The 14147-nt window shown below is 64.8% G+C and carries 18 protein-coding genes and 1 other RNA gene; 14 read left to right on the top strand and 5 right to left on the bottom strand.

The window, feature by feature from the left end:
• Positions 1-87: 87 nt before the first annotated feature.
• The 12 genes from AC07NK_RS15215 (at position 88) to AC07NK_RS15160 (ending at position 9830) form a co-directional block, all read left to right on the top strand.
• A complete protein-coding gene (locus AC07NK_RS15215) occupies positions 88-816 on the top strand; it encodes an enoyl-CoA hydratase/isomerase family protein (RefSeq protein ID WP_495171440.1) in 729 nt (242 codons plus the stop codon).
• A complete protein-coding gene (locus AC07NK_RS15210) occupies positions 813-1544 on the top strand; it encodes an N-formylglutamate amidohydrolase (protein WP_495171439.1) in 732 nt (243 codons plus the stop codon). The genes AC07NK_RS15215 and AC07NK_RS15210 overlap by 4 nt, the downstream gene beginning before the upstream one ends.
• An 11-nt stretch (positions 1545-1555) precedes the next feature.
• On the top strand, positions 1556-3277 hold the full coding sequence (ilvD, locus tag AC07NK_RS15205) for a dihydroxy-acid dehydratase (protein WP_495171438.1): 1722 nt from the start codon (positions 1556-1558) through the stop codon (positions 3275-3277).
• 10 nt (positions 3278-3287) lie between these two features.
• Positions 3288-3668: a hypothetical protein gene (locus AC07NK_RS15200; RefSeq protein ID WP_495171437.1), complete on the top strand. Its 381-nt coding sequence runs from the start codon at positions 3288-3290 to the stop codon at positions 3666-3668.
• Positions 3669-3710: 42 nt separating this feature from the next.
• Positions 3711-4107, top strand: an RNA gene (gene rnpB, locus AC07NK_RS15195) — RNase P RNA component class A.
• A 35-nt stretch (positions 4108-4142) separates the two neighbouring features.
• Positions 4143-5096, top strand: coding sequence for an NAD-dependent epimerase/dehydratase family protein (locus AC07NK_RS15190; protein ID WP_495171436.1), 954 nt, complete (start codon positions 4143-4145; stop codon positions 5094-5096).
• Positions 5097-5226: 130 nt separating this feature from the next.
• Positions 5227-5766: a hypothetical protein gene (locus tag AC07NK_RS15185; RefSeq protein ID WP_495171435.1), complete on the top strand. Its 540-nt coding sequence runs from the start codon at positions 5227-5229 to the stop codon at positions 5764-5766.
• 84 nt (positions 5767-5850) lie between these two features.
• Complete coding sequence (locus AC07NK_RS15180) at positions 5851-6501, top strand: ferritin-like domain-containing protein (protein WP_495171434.1); 651 nt, start codon at positions 5851-5853, stop codon at positions 6499-6501.
• 69 nt (positions 6502-6570) lie between these two features.
• On the top strand, positions 6571-8007 hold the full coding sequence (leuC, locus tag AC07NK_RS15175; protein ID WP_495171433.1) for a 3-isopropylmalate dehydratase large subunit: 1437 nt from the start codon (positions 6571-6573) through the stop codon (positions 8005-8007).
• A 3-nt stretch (positions 8008-8010) separates the two neighbouring features.
• Positions 8011-8145, top strand: a complete 135-nt coding sequence (locus AC07NK_RS15170; protein WP_495162343.1) for a hypothetical protein — start codon at positions 8011-8013, stop codon at positions 8143-8145.
• A gap of 91 nt (positions 8146-8236) precedes the next feature.
• Positions 8237-8866, top strand: coding sequence for a 3-isopropylmalate dehydratase small subunit (leuD, locus tag AC07NK_RS15165; protein ID WP_495171432.1), 630 nt, complete (start codon positions 8237-8239; stop codon positions 8864-8866).
• Entirely contained in the window at positions 8829-9830 is a 1002-nt protein-coding gene (locus AC07NK_RS15160) for an NADPH:quinone oxidoreductase family protein (RefSeq protein ID WP_495171431.1), read from the top strand. Before leuD ends, AC07NK_RS15160 begins: the two co-directional genes overlap by 38 nt.
• Before the next feature lie 43 nt (positions 9831-9873).
• Here the strand turns inward: AC07NK_RS15160 and AC07NK_RS15155 are convergent, their stop codons facing one another.
• From AC07NK_RS15155 to AC07NK_RS15140, 4 genes are all read right to left on the bottom strand, one after another.
• Positions 9874-10131, bottom strand: coding sequence for a YjhX family toxin (locus AC07NK_RS15155; RefSeq protein WP_495171430.1), 258 nt, complete (start codon positions 10129-10131; stop codon positions 9874-9876).
• Between the two features lie 160 nt (positions 10132-10291).
• A complete protein-coding gene (locus AC07NK_RS15150) occupies positions 10292-11185 on the bottom strand; it encodes a DUF817 domain-containing protein (RefSeq protein WP_495171429.1) in 894 nt (297 codons plus the stop codon).
• A gap of 79 nt (positions 11186-11264) precedes the next feature.
• Entirely contained in the window at positions 11265-11711 is a 447-nt protein-coding gene (locus AC07NK_RS15145; RefSeq protein WP_495171428.1) for an SRPBCC family protein, read from the bottom strand.
• A 98-nt stretch (positions 11712-11809) separates the two neighbouring features.
• Positions 11810-12658, bottom strand: a complete 849-nt coding sequence (locus AC07NK_RS15140) for an AAA family ATPase (RefSeq protein ID WP_495171427.1) — start codon at positions 12656-12658, stop codon at positions 11810-11812.
• A 142-nt stretch (positions 12659-12800) separates the two neighbouring features.
• Here AC07NK_RS15140 and AC07NK_RS15135 point away from each other — a divergent pair, with 142 nt between their 5' ends.
• Positions 12801-13253, top strand: a complete 453-nt coding sequence (locus tag AC07NK_RS15135; RefSeq protein ID WP_495171426.1) for an MliC family protein — start codon at positions 12801-12803, stop codon at positions 13251-13253.
• A 43-nt stretch (positions 13254-13296) separates the two neighbouring features.
• Here the strand turns inward: AC07NK_RS15135 and AC07NK_RS15130 are convergent, their stop codons facing one another.
• Positions 13297-13962 (bottom strand): DUF6975 family protein, encoded by a 666-nt coding sequence (locus tag AC07NK_RS15130; protein ID WP_495171425.1) that lies wholly within the window; start codon positions 13960-13962, stop codon positions 13297-13299.
• Between the two features lie 9 nt (positions 13963-13971).
• Between AC07NK_RS15130 and AC07NK_RS15125 the strand changes: the two genes are divergently transcribed.
• Positions 13972-14127, top strand: a complete 156-nt coding sequence (locus tag AC07NK_RS15125) for a hypothetical protein (RefSeq protein ID WP_495171424.1) — start codon at positions 13972-13974, stop codon at positions 14125-14127.
• The last annotated feature ends 20 nt before the right edge of the window (positions 14128-14147 follow it).

Here is a 14147-nt window from a genome sequence, read left to right as displayed (position 1 = left end):
GCGGGCCATGCGCCGGGAGCGAAACGTCCGTGGATGGCCCCCGCTCGCTGATGCGAGCGGGCGCTATCCTCGCTATCGAGACCAGCCATGATCGGCTGGCAACTCCATGACCACATCGCGATCCTCACGCTTGACCGCGGCAGTGCGCGCAACGCAATTCCGACCGCAGGGTGGGAGGCGCTGGCGGCCGCTGCGTGTGAAATCGCGGAGTCGCAGGCGCGAGCCGTGATCCTGCGTTCGGCGATGCCGGGTGTCTTCTCGGCGGGCGCCGATCTCGCTGAATTTCGTCAACTGACCGAAGGCCTTGTGCGGCGCGTCCGCTTTCGCGAGGCAATGGCCGCGGGGATCGAGGGGATTGCCGCGCTGCCGATGCCGGTGATCTGTGCAGTGGATGGGGGCTGTTTCGGTGCTGCCGTCGCGCTGACGCTGGCGTGCGACATCGTGCTGGCAGGAGATCAGGCGGTGTTCGCGACCACGCCCGCCAGGCTCGGCCTGACCTATCCGGCGGGCGATGTCGCGCGGCTCACGGCGCGGGTGGGCGAGGGACAAGCGGGGCTGATGCTGTTCACCGGCGCGCGGATCGATGCGGACGAGGCGGCGCGGATCGGCCTGGCGCATCGTCGCGCCGACCATGCCCAGCCTGCAGCGCACGAATTTGCCAATGTTATTGCGGCGAATGTGCCTGAGGCGGTGCGCGCGCTGAAGGCGGTGTTGCGCGATCCGGGTGGGGCGGGCCATCGGCAAGCATTTGACGACGCCTTTGGTTCGGACGCTTTCCGCGCCCGCCTTGGTGCGTTTCTGGAGGGTAAGAGATGAGTGTGGCGCGGAGCGTCGATGGGACCGCGGACGTCCTGATCCTGTGCGACCATGCTTCGAATGAAGTGCCGTCCGATGTCGATCTGGGCATCGAGCCCGCGCTGCTGGCGAAGCACATCGCGATCGATATCGGCGCGGCGGCGGTGAGCGAGGCGCTGGCCGCGCATCTCGGCGCGCCTGCTATCCTCGCCACGGTTTCACGGCTCGTGATCGATCTCAATCGCGAACCGGACAGCGCCGGACTGATCCCGCATGTCAGCGACGGGCACCGGATTTCCGGCAATGGCGAGGTCGCGCGCGTCGAGCGGATCGCGCGTTTCCATGCGCCCTATCATCGCACCATCGCCGACGCGATCCGGGCGCGGCGTCCGAAGCTGCTGGTCTCGGTGCACAGCTTCACGCCGCGGTTGGAGCAGCATGACGGCAACGACCGCCCGTGGGAGATCGGCATTCTTTATAATCGCGATGCGCGCGCGGCGCGGATCGCGATCGAGCTGTTCAAGGCTGTCGGCGTCGTCACTGGCGACAACGAACCCTATTCGGGCCGAATCCTCAACGCGACGATGAACCGTCACGCCGAGGGTAATGGCATCCCCTATCTGGGCGTCGAGATCCGCAACGACCTGATCTCCGACCCCGAAGGTGTTGCGCATTGGGCGCAGCTATTGGCGGGAATAGTAAAAGACGCGCGCAACAGACTTGCGCAAACCGGGTCCGCGGCGACATAGGCGTTCGCGCCATGACCAATCGTTTCGACAAATCCCGCCTGCCGTCGCGCCACGTGTCCGTCGGTCCCGAACGCGCTCCGCACCGTAGCTATTATTACGCGATGGGCCTCACCGAAGAGGAGATTGCCCGCCCGTTCGTCGCGCTCGCCAGCGCCGGCAACGACAGCGCGCCGTGCAACACCACGCTCGACGCGCAGGCCGATGCCGCGCGCAAGGGCGTTGTGGACAATGGCGGGATGCCCCGCCGCTTCAACACGATCACCGTCACCGACGGGATCGCGATGGGGCATCAGGGGATGAAGTCTTCGCTCGTCAGCCGTGAGGTGATCGCGGATTCGGTCGAGCTCTCGGTGCGCGGCCATTGCTACGACGCGCTGGTTGGTTTCGCCGGGTGCGACAAGTCGCTGCCGGGGATGATGATGGCGATGCTCCGCCTCAATATCCCGTCGATCTTCGTCTATGGCGGATCGATCCTGCCCGGCCGCTATCAGGACCGCGACGTGACCGTGGTCGATGTGTTCGAGGTGGTGGGTAAGTTCGCCGCCGGGACGTGCCCGATCAGCGAGGTTCACGCGCTCGAGAAGGTTGCGTGCCCGGGTCACGGTGCGTGCGGCGGCCAGTATACCGCCAACACCATGGCGTGCGTGGGTGAGGCGATCGGGCTGTCGCTGCCCAACAGCAACATGGTCCCGGCACCCTATACCAGCCGCGAGCAAATCGCGGTCGCGGCGGGCTGGCAGGTGATGGAACTGCTCGAGCGGAATATCCGCCCGCGCGACATCTGTACGCGCGAGGCGTTCGTCAACGCGGCGCGGATCGTCGCGGCGACCGGCGGATCGACCAACGGCGCGCTGCACTTGCCCGCGATGGCGAGCGAGGCGGGGATCGATTTCGATCTGTTCGATGTCGCAGAGATATTCAAATCAACACCTTATATCGCCGACCTGAAACCCGGTGGTAAGTATGTGGCGAAAGACATGTACGAGGCGGGTGGCGTCTACATGCTGATGAAGACGCTGCTCGCCAACGACCTGCTCGATGGCAATTGCCTGACGGTGACCGGCAAGACGCTGGGCGAGAACATCGATCAGGTGACGTGGAACCCCGACCAGAAGGTGATCTATGACGTCAAGACGCCGCTGACCCCTACCGGCGGCGTGGTCGGGCTGCGCGGCACGCTGGCGCCCAATGGCGCGATCGTGAAGGTCGCGGGCATGCATCGCCTGCAATTCGAGGGGCCTGCGCGCTGCTTCGATTGCGAGGAAGACGCCTTTGCCGCGGTCGAGGAACGCTCGATCCGCGAGGGCGAGGTGATCATCATCCGCTACGAAGGACCGAAGGGCGGTCCGGGCATGCGCGAGATGCTGTCGACCACGGCGGCGCTCTATGGACTTGGCCTGGGCGAGAAGGTCGCGCTGATCACCGACGGGCGCTTTTCGGGCGGGACGCGCGGGTTCTGCATCGGCCATGTCGGGCCCGAAGCGGCCGAGGGCGGCCCGATCGCTTTGGTCGAGGATGGCGACATCGTCCGCATCGATGCCGAAGCGGGGACGATCGACCTCAACGTGGATGAGGATGTGCTCGCCGAGCGCCGCGCGAAGTGGCAGCCGCGTGAGAATGCGTACCAATCCGGGGCACTCTGGCGCTATTCGCAGACTGTCGGACCCGCCTATAAGGGAGCGGTAACGCACCCGGGGGCAAAGTCCGAAAAGCATGTCTACGCGGATATCTAAGATACTGGCGGTGAGCGCGGCGCTGCTGTCGCTCACCGCCTGTGGCACCAAGGTCGAGACCGACGCCGAGCGCGCGCAGCGCGAGAAGGCGGATCTCGCGCGCGCCGAGGCTGAGGGGCGCATTCCCTGCGCGATCGGCGAGAAGGCGGAGTTTGCCACCAACTGCACGATCGAGCGCGAGCGAACGCAGGACGGGCTGATCCTGACCGTGCGCCATGCCGATGGCGGATTCCACCGCCTGCGCGTCACCACCGACGGGCGCGGCGTGATCGCGGCGGATGGCGCGCAGCAAGCGAAGGTCTCGGTCATCGGCGACGGTGCGATCGAGGTCGCGATCGACCATGCACGCTATCGGTTGCCCGCGACGGTCAAGGCGGGCGCGGCGAAATAACGCGATTTGCGTTGCGCTGAGCTTCCTTCTATCCCGGCCAGGTCAGAGGGCCGGGCGGCCGCGTTGCGCGCAAGCGCACCGAGGAAAGTCCGGGCTCCACGGAAAAACGGTGCCGGGTAACGCCCGGCGGCTCCGGTTTCGGCCGGGGTCAGGGAAAGTGCCACAGAGAGCAGACCGCCCACTGGTCTTCGGACTAAGGGCAAGGGTGAAAGGGTGCGGCAAGAGCGCACCGCGCGACCGGCAACGGAAGCGGCACGGCAAACCCCACCGGGAGCAAGATCGAATAGGGGTCGCATATGGGGTGTTCCGCCTCGCGACCCGGGTTGATTGCTTGAGCCTGCACGCAAGTGCAGGCCTAGAGGAATGGTCGCCCATCGCGTGCACCTCCGCAAGGAAAGGGCCGCGTGGACAGAACCCGGCTTACAGGCCCTCTGACACTTTCGCCGCGCGCGGGAACCGGCTAATCGCGCGGCCATGCGTATTCTTCTGACAGGTTCGTCCGGCTGGCTCGGCCGCTATCTTGCGCCGATGCTTCGTGACGCGGGGCATCAGGTCGTTGGGCTCGATGTCGCTCCGGGCGTGGATACCGATGTGATCGGCAGCGTGGCGGATGCCGCGCTGGTCGAGCGTGTCTTCGGCGACCATGGCATCGAGGCCGTCATTCATGGCGGCGCGCTGCACAAGCCCGATATCGTCCGCTACTCGAAGCAGACGTTCATCGACGTCAACGTCACCGGTACGCTCAACCTGCTCGAAGCCGCGGTGCGTGCCGGGCATGACCGTTTCGTCAGCACTTCCACCACCTCGCTGATGATCAGCCAGGCGATCCGCGATGAGGCGGGGGATGCCGCGGTGTGGCTCGACGAGGACAGCGGCCCGATCGAGCCGCGCAACATCTATGGCACGACCAAATATGCAGCCGAGCAGCTTTGCCGCCTGTTCCATGCCGAGCATGGGCTGAACAACATCGTCCTGCGCACCGGGCGCTTCTTTCCCGAGGAGGATGACACCCACAGCCACCCGCCGGGCGAGAACCTGAAGGCCAATGAGTTTCTGCACCGTCGGCTGACGGTCGAGGATGCGGCGCGCGCGCATATCGCGGCGTTGGAGAAGGCGCCAGAGATCGGTTTCGGCACCTACCTTGTCTCGGCACCGACGCCGTTCGCACGGGAGGATGCGGCGGAGCTGAAGCGCGATGCCGCAGCCGTGGTCGCGCGGTATTTCCCGGAAGCGCCGGCGCTCTACGCCGCGCGCGGCTGGGAGCTGCCGGCGCGGATCGGGCGCGTCTATGACAGCGGCCGGATCGTGCGCGAGCTGGACTTCGCGTTCGACACGGACTTCGCGAAGATTCTGACTGCGCTCCGCGACGGCACCCCGCTGCCGTTCGAGCATGACGCGGACTATATCTCGCCCAAAGAAGTCGCGTAGCGCGGAGCGTGATTTCGTCTCGGGTGCGACGCCTATTGTGGTTTGCGCGCCGTCAACGATACTCCCGCCTCGACTCGGCTGAGGCCGGTCCGGTTTGCGTTTCCACCGTTCCATAAAGGGGGAAACTACCATGACATCGAGATGGGTTTGGCGGCACGACGGCACGCTGCAATGCGGCTTTGGCACCGAAGAGACGCTGGATGAGGCGCGTGCGGCGCTCGCTGCGATCATCGGTGAGGAGAATATCCTCAACGGCGAGAAACGGACGCTTTCCGGGCCGATCATCCCGCTCTGCGGCGCGCCGACGGGGCAGGTGAACGCGTTCGAACTGACCGAGCTGGGCTTCTGGCTGCTGTTTCACGGGATTGTCGGCCCGATCGGCTTCCGGCCCTGGGCCGATGGCGATGCCGAGCGACTGCTTTCAGGAAGCGAAGGCAACTATGCCGCGCGTCTGCTTGCAGGCAGCGAGGGCAACTACGTCGTAAAGGCCCCTGACGGCAAAGCGGTCGGCTTTCCCGGGCATGGCTGTGCACCGGCGACGATCGAGGATCTCTATGGCCGGATTTGCCGGGTCTATGACGTCGGCGATGCGCTGACGAAGGACTATATCGAGCGGCGCGTGAATATCGGACTGGTGGGCGGCCGGGTCGCGGAGATCTGGTTCGGATAGAGATGCCGTCGTGCGATCGCTATGCCTCTCTCTGCCCCATGCGCGGCGCTTGCCGCGGGGCGGGGGGAGGCGTAGCATCTGCCTATGATCGCGTGGTTCCGCCGCCGTTATCTGGACCTTCTCTGCTCGATATATATCTATAACGAGCATCGCGGTTATACGAGCATCGATCGGGTGTTGGAGGCGGTTCGCGCGCGTTCGCCGGATGATCATGCACTGATCGCCGCGATCGAGAAGCACCGCGCCGACGAGCACAAACACTATATGATGTTCAAGCGCTGGTTCGAGCTGCGCGGGAAGATGCCGCTGCGGGTCGACCGCACCTGCGGCCATATCGACCGGTTTGTCGAGATCATGTTTCGCCAGACCATCGACGAGCTCGATACCGACGCGATCATCGCGCAGGACGCGTTGTTCGAGAAATTGTGCCGGGTGATATCGCTGACCGAGCAACGCGGTTTCCGGCAGGTCGAGATCCTGTTGCGGCACCCACTGGTGCGCCATGACCGCGCGCTGATCCGCATCTTCGAGGTGATCCACCGTGACGAGCCGAGTCACTGGGCGCCGTATGACGGTTGGCTCAGGGCGAACGGCAAGCGCGATTCGAGATGGTGGGAGCGTGGGATCGACAGCTTCATCCATTCCGAACTGCTATTCCTCAAGCTGCCGGCGCTGTTCCTCAATCCGTGGCTCAGACGGCGGGACAATTGGGCGGATGCGGTGGATCCGGCCTAGCTGAGCTTCGCGCACGAAAATGCCGCCTGCGCTTGCCCCCGCGCAACAAAGGCGTAAGTGGGCGGCATCATGTCCAGCAGACCGCTCACCTTGTACGAGAAGATCTGGGACGCGCACGTCGTGGAACGCCGCGACGACGGCACGTGCCTGATCTATATCGACCGCCACCTCGTCCACGAAGTCACCAGTCCGCAGGCGTTCGAAGGGCTTCGCGCCAATGGGCGGCGGGTGCGGCGGCCGGACCTGACGCTCGCGGTGCCGGATCACAATCTTCCGACCACGCCGCGCGTCGATGCGGCGGGCAACCGACTGCCGATCGCGGACCGGGAGAGCGCGCAGCAGCTTGCCGCGCTCGAGCGTAACGTTGCCGAGTTCGGGATCGACTATTTCGGTGCGACTGCGGCCGAGCAGGGCATTGTCCATGTCGTCGGTCCCGAGCAGGGCTTCACGCTGCCGGGTACGACTTTGGTGTGCGGCGACAGCCATACCTCGGCGCATGGTGCGCTGGGCGCGCTGGCGTTCGGCATCGGCACCAGCGAGGTCGAGCATGTGCTGGCAACGCAGACGCTGCTGCTCAGCCAGTCGAAAACGATGGAGATCCGCGTCGACGGCACGCTCGGCTTCGGCGTCTCGGCGAAGGATGTGGTGCTGGCGATCATCGGCAAGACCGGCGCTGCGGGCGGCACCGGCTATGTCGTCGAATATACCGGCGAAGTGATCCGCGCGCTGTCGATCGAGGGGCGGCTGACCGTCAGCAATATGTCGATCGAGGGTGGTGCGCGTTCGGGCCTGATCGCGCCGGACGCGAAGACCTTCGAGTATCTCAAGGGCCGCCCGATGGCGCCCAGGGGCGAGCAATGGGAGCAGGCGGTGGCGTGGTGGAAGACGCTGCCGACGGACGCGGGCGCGCAATATGATCGTGTCGTTACGCTCAACGGCAGCGATATCGCGCCGTCGCTCACCTGGGGCACCAGCCCGGAGGATGTGGTGGCGATCACCGGCGTCGTTCCCGATCCGGAAAGCTTCGCCGACCCCGCCAAGCGCGTCGCGGCACAGAAGTCGCTCGACTATATGGGGCTCGCACCCGGGACACGGATGCAGGACATCGCGGTCGAGAATATCTTCATCGGCAGTTGCACCAACAGCCGGATCGAGGATCTGCGCGCTGCCGCGAATGTGGTGAAGGGGCGGCATGTCGCCGGCGGCATCCGTCAGGCGCTGATCGTACCCGGATCGGGGCTGGTCAAGCGGCAGGCCGAGGCCGAGGGACTGGACCGCATCTTCCTTGAGGCCGGGTTCGAATGGCGCGAGCCGGGCTGTTCGATGTGTCTGGCGATGAACCCGGACAAGGTGCCGCCCGGCGAACGCTGCGCTTCCACTTCCAACCGGAATTTCGTAGGAAGACAGGGTCCGGGGGCCCGAACCCACCTCGTCTCACCCGCAATGGCGGCGGCGGCGGCGGTAACGGGAAGGCTCACCGACGTGCGTGACCTTGTAGGGGGATGACCCGTGAAGCGTGTTTTGGTGTTGCTGGTGGCGGGCACGGTATTGAGCGGGGCGGCGGCGGTCTACGCGGCCGCGAACGCGAGCGCACCTACGGCGAAGCCGGGGGTGGCGAAGCCGCAGGGCCGCATCACCCGCTGATCTGCCGGATCGACGAATTTCGGGCGGCCGTCCGGACAGGGGCGGGCGCCCTTGCCGGTGTGTGCCGTCCGACGATGGAACGGAGCTAAACATGGAACCGGTGAAGAAGGTCGAGGGGCGCGCCTATCCCTGGGGCGCCAAGAATATCGACACCGATATCATCATCCCTGCGCACTGGCTCAAGACGATCAGCCGCGAAGGGCTGGGCAAAGGCGCGTTCGAGAGCGTGCGCGCGGAGCCGGGCAACATCTTCGACGACGAACTCTATGCCGGGTCGCCGATCCTGATCGCGGGCGAGAATTTCGGCTGCGGGTCGAGCCGCGAGCACGCCGCCTGGGCGCTGAAGGACATGGGCATCAACGCGGTGATTGCACCGAGCTATTCCGACATCTTCTCGGGCAATGCGTTCAAGAACGGCATTGTTGCCGTGGTGCTTCCGCAGGACGCGGTCGACAGGCTGGTCGAGGTGGCGAAGACCGATCCCGTCACGATCGATCTCGAGACGATGACCGTCACGACCCCCTATCAGGACCGCTTCACCTTCGAGATGGATGCGTTCCGCCGCGATTGTTTGATGCAAGGGCTGGACGAGGTCGGGCTGACGCTGGCAAAGGATACCGTGATTTCGAAATATGAGTCGGTGGTCGCCGAAGCGCGGCCATGGCTTAAGCGGGAGAGCGGCAATGAAGGCCTTGCTATCGCGGGAAGTGGGCGGACCTGAAACTCTAACCGTTGGTGAGTTGCCCGACCCGGTGGCAAAGCCGGGTGAGGTGGTGGTTGCGGTCAAGGCCTGCGCGCTCAACTATCCCGACGTCATCATCATCGAGGATAAATACCAGTTCAAGCCGCCGCGCCCCTTCGCGCCGGGCGGCGAGATCGCGGGCGTGGTGGAATCGGTGGGTGAGGGCGTCACTGCCCTGAAACCCGGCGACCGCGTGCTCGGCATGACTGGCTGGAACGGGCTTGCCGAGAAGATCGCGGTCGATCAGCGCCGACTGTTCGCGCTGCCTGAAGGCAAGAGCTTCGCGCAGGGTGCGTCGCTGCTGATGACTTATGGCACGAGCATCCATGCACTGCTCGACCGCGGGCGTCTCAAGGCGGGGGATACGCTGCTGATCCTCGGCGCGGCGGGCGGTATCGGCCTGTCGGCGATCGAATTGGGCAAGGCGTTCGGCGCGCGCGTGGTCGCGGCGGTATCGAGCGAAGAGAAGGCGGCGGCGGCAAAGGCCGTCGGCGCCGACGCGACGGTGATCTATGGCCGCGCGCCCTTTGACAAGGACCAGTCCAGGGCGCTGGCCGAGCAATTCAAGGCCGCGGTTGGCCCGGATGGCGCGCAGGTGATCTACGACCCCGTCGGCGGCGACTATGCCGAGCCCGCGCTGCGCTCGATCGGCTGGGAAGGGCGCTATCTGGTCGTCGGCTTCCCGGCGGGGATCCCGAAGATCGCGCTCAACCTGACGCTGCTGAAGAGCTGCGATGTGTGCGGCGTATTCTGGGGGGCGTTCGCTGCGCGAGACCCGAAGGCGAACGCCGCGCATGTCGATCACCTCTTCCGCCTGTGGGAGGAAGGGAAGATCAACCCGCATGTCAGCGAGACCTTCGCGTTCGAGGATGGCGGCAAGGCGATCGCCAAGCTCGCCAGCCGTGGCGCGATTGGCAAGCTGGTGGTGAAGGTGGCGGACTGAGCGGGCGAGCCCTCAACTGAGGGCTCGCCCGTCGTTTCGCGCGCTACCGGTTGTCGGGTTGCGCGCGTACCGAGCATCGCCCGATCCGGGAGATGCGATAGGGTCCCGAAGCCCTGGATTCGATCAGGCGCTTGCGCCGCAAGCCTTTGAAGACCTCGATCGAGCAGGTCGACAGAACATAGCCCTCGCGCGTGAAGCACAGGACTTCGAAGACGCGGCCGTGTTCGTCACGTTGGTGACGAATATAGCCGCCTTGAGCCAGCACGTGCAAAACGCGCTGCTCCAGTCGTGAAACATTCATTGGATGACTCGTGGATGAGACGGATCCTCAGACGATCGGCATCACGCGCGGGCGCGCGTCTGCCATGGTCGTCGGCAGTCCCGGTCACCGGGACGCTGGGATGATCACACAAGTTCAAACATAGGCCGCCGCTTTGTACGTCGTGGCCGTTGGTGTCAAATCAGCGGGATGTGGTCACCGGGCGCTCGCGATGCACCAGCGACACCAGCACGAACGAGATGATCATCAGCAGATACCAGGCGCCGAGCTTGCCCGGGTGGACCATCGCCCAGCGATGTTCCTGCCCCGGATAGAGCCAGGCGCGCGAGAAAGTTCCGATATTCTCCGCGAACCAGATGAACAGCGCGACCAGCAGCCAGCCCACCAGCAGCGGCATCCACCGCTCAATCCTGAACGACGTGAACCGCACTTTTGTCCGCCAGAATAACAGGCCGGTTGCCGCGAACAGCGCTAGCCGCATGTCGGGCAGCCAATGGTGAGCGAAGAAGTTGACATAGATCGCCGCCGCCAGCGCATAGGTTGCCCAGCGCGGTGGGTAGTGGTCGAAGCGGAAGTGGAAGATACGCCAGACACGGGCGATGTAGCTGCCCACTGCGGCGTACATGAAACCCGAAAACAGTGGCACAGCGCCGATCTTGAGCAAACCCGGCTCAGGGTAGAGCCACGAGCCGTACGCGGTCTTGAACAGCTCCATCACCGTGCCGACGATATGGAAGACGAGGATCACCTTCGCCTCGTTCCAGCTCTCCAGCCGGAAGGCGAGCATCCCGAGCTGGATCGCGATCGCGCCGACCGTCAGGAAATCGTAGCGCGCAATTGGCGCATCGGAGGGGTAGAAGAGATGCGTCGCGATCAGCAGCGCGAGCATCAATCCGCCGAACAGGCACGCCCAACCCTGTTTGAAGCCGAACAGCAGAAATTCGTAGAGCGCACCCTGCCAGCCTGAGGTTGGTTGCGCCGCCTCGAGCCGCGTGCGGATGCGGGCGAAGCGGGTGGCGCCAGTCGGATCGTTCAATCGTCTGCCTCTCGTGTCCGTCCGAGCTTGTTTCAGCATCTTCTGTGCCGCAAGCGGTAAAGGTGTTTATTGGCTGAGGATGCTGAAACAAGGCCGTGTCGATTGAGCGTGAGGCGGCTCAGTAGCCACTGTGAGTGATGTGCACGTCATTCGGGAAAGGGGCACCCGTGCCTGTCTCGAGCGCGGCCTTGAGGCTCATCAGGAACATCGCCCATTTGGTGGTGCAGGCGTGCATGAACTCGTTCGCTTCCCGCCAGTCCTGATGCTTGAACAGGATCGCGACCTGGTCATCGTCCTGCTTCAGGTGGAAGCTGATCCGCGTGCCGATCCACGATTCCGCGCCGTCGATTACCTCCCAGACCACGCGCGCCTCGGGCGCCAACTCGACGACTTTCATGTCGGTGAAACCGTGATCGCCGAACTGAAAATGGACGACCTTTCCTACTTCGCTCGTCCCGCGTGTATCGGACGTCCACCATGTCGACAGGCCGTCGACGGTGGCGAGCGCGTTATAGGTTTCGGCCGGCGACGCCTTGATCGTCACCTTGTGCAGAATATCGGGCATTGCAGTTCTCCAGTGATTGCACCGCGGTGCGGCGGCGCAATCAGGTAGAACCGCGGGATCGGCGGGCGGGAGTTACAATACTGGCGTGATTGCGCGCTTCACTTGTTACCCTGACGCCGCGCCATGAACGCGAGTCGTTCGAACAGCATCACGTCCTGCTCGTTCTTGAGCAGCGCGCCGTGGAGCGGGGGGATCGCTTTGCTGGGGTCGCGCGACTGGAGGACGTCGAGTGGCATGTCCTCGTGCAGCAGCAGCTTGAGCCAGTCGAGCAACTCGCTGGTGCTGGGCTTCTTCTTGAGGCCGGGGACTTCGCGGATGTCGTAGAAGATATCCATCGCCTTGCTCACCAGGATCTTCTGGATCCCGGGGAAATGGACGTCGATGATCGCCTGCATCGTCTCACGATCGGGAAATTTGATATAGTGGAAGAAGCAGCGGCGCAGGAAGGCGTCGGGCAGTTCCTTCTCGTTGTTGCTGGTGATGACGACTATCGGGCGTTCGGTTGCGCGGACGGTCTCGCCGGTCTCGTAGACATGGAATTCCATGCGATCGAGTTCCTGGAGCAGGTCGTTCGGGAATTCGATATCGGCCTTGTCGATCTCGTCGATCAGCAGCACGGGTAAAGTAGGAGAGGTGAACGCCTCCCACAGCTTTCCCTTGCGGATATAGTTGGAGATGTCGTGGACGCGCTCCTCACCCAGCTGACCGTCGCGCAGGCGGGCGACGGCGTCATACTCGTACAGGCCCTGATGCGCCTTGGTGGTCGACTTGACGTTCCATTCGATTAGCGGCGCGCCGACCGCCTTGGCGATCTCGTACGCCAGCACCGTCTTGCCGGTGCCCGGCTCGCCTTTCACCAGCAGCGGACGGCGCAGCGTGACCGCGGCATTGACCGCGACCTTGAGGTCATCGGTCGCGACATAGCTCTGGGTGCCTTCGAAGCGCATTCCTGCCCTCGCCGTAATTGGAAGATCGGGTATGCGGGTAGCGGGATTGAACGCATGGACGCAAGCGGTTTGCCAGCAGGGTGGCGCTTTCGTAGTGTTCGCGCGCGGTTCGACTCCGCGCCCCAACAGAGAGGAACGTCCGATGCCCAAGTCGTACTCCGGAATCCTTCTTGCCAGCTCGCCTGTCCTGGCTCTCGCGCTCCTTGCCGGGTGCGGAAAGAAGAGCGAGACCGCGCCGGCGAACACGAACGAGCCTGCCCTGACCGCCAACGAGTCGGTCGCGCCCGGCAACGCAATGGCGGCGGCGCCTGTGACCGTGGGCTATGACTGTATGCCCGCACTTCTGCTGAGCGCGGCCTACGACAATAGCGGTGCGGCGCCCAAGGCGAAGCTGACGATCGGCGACAAGAGTTACGACCTGACGGGTGTGCAGGCGGCGAGCGGCGCGAAATATGTCACCGACCAGGGCCGCTCGGCTGGCAAGACACTGGTCTGGTGGACCAAGGGTCCGGAGGGCACCCTCTATGAGGGCAAGGTCGGTGGCACCGACGCCGACGAGAAGAAGGTTTCGAGCTGCAGCGAACGCAAGAGCTGATCAAGAGGGGCGGGGGCGACTTGTCGCGCCCCGCCTTCCGAAATCAGAGCATATCGCGGGCGGATGCGCGGGCTTCGAGTACGTCCCAGATGCCACGATGCTGCGCCAGCATCTGCTGGGCACCGAACAGCATCGCGCGCTCGGCGGGCAGCGTCGAAGCCAGCGCGTCGATCACGGTCGCGCTCTCGTGCACCGGGGGCAGGAGCGACTCGGGCGTGTCGAGGCCGAGGCGCCCGGCCGCGATGTCGAGGAGGCCACGGATCGCCGGCCAATCCAGCACCAGCGCGATTGCGGTGCCGTCGGCGCAACCGGTGCGATCCGACTGGGCAAGCATGTCGAGCGCGTGACGCTGGGCCGCGACCGCGGCTTCGGACTGGGCCTGGCCGGGCGTGCTGGGCAGCGGACCGGCTGATGCGACGAGGCGCACGATGAACGCCCGCTCGGCCGAAAAACCTTCCGCTGCCTGCGCCATCCAGCCTGTGGTGGCGGGCTCGCGCGAGTGCGATGCGGCTTGCTCGACAACATCGGGGTGGCGAGCGTGGAGCAGGCAGATCATGTGCACGGCATCCGCCAGATCGCGCATCGGCGCGATGCCGGTGGTCAACCGCGTCAGGAAGCGATGGCTCGCACTGCCATCTGCGGCGACCAGCGCCGTCAGAGTGCCCGAAGCGCCGCCAAGCCCCGCCGTTTGCACCGACTCCAAAGCCATTCGATCCCCATGCCTGATCCGCACCGGGGAATCCGGCGCCTGCGGAACTGCTGTGGCCCACAGGTCTATACCGAAGCACGTAAAGACCTGGTTGATATCGAGTTTACCACGGTGAAGGGATCGCAGGGCGCGATCAGCGGAGACGAAGCGCTTTTCAATAACTGACTGGTCAGTTATTTACCTCA

Source organism: Sphingomonas sp. GW821-FHT09B04 (assembly GCF_059418285.1).
Note: the sequence above shows the minus strand (reverse complement) of the source record. Positions and strands in the feature narration are given on the sequence as shown.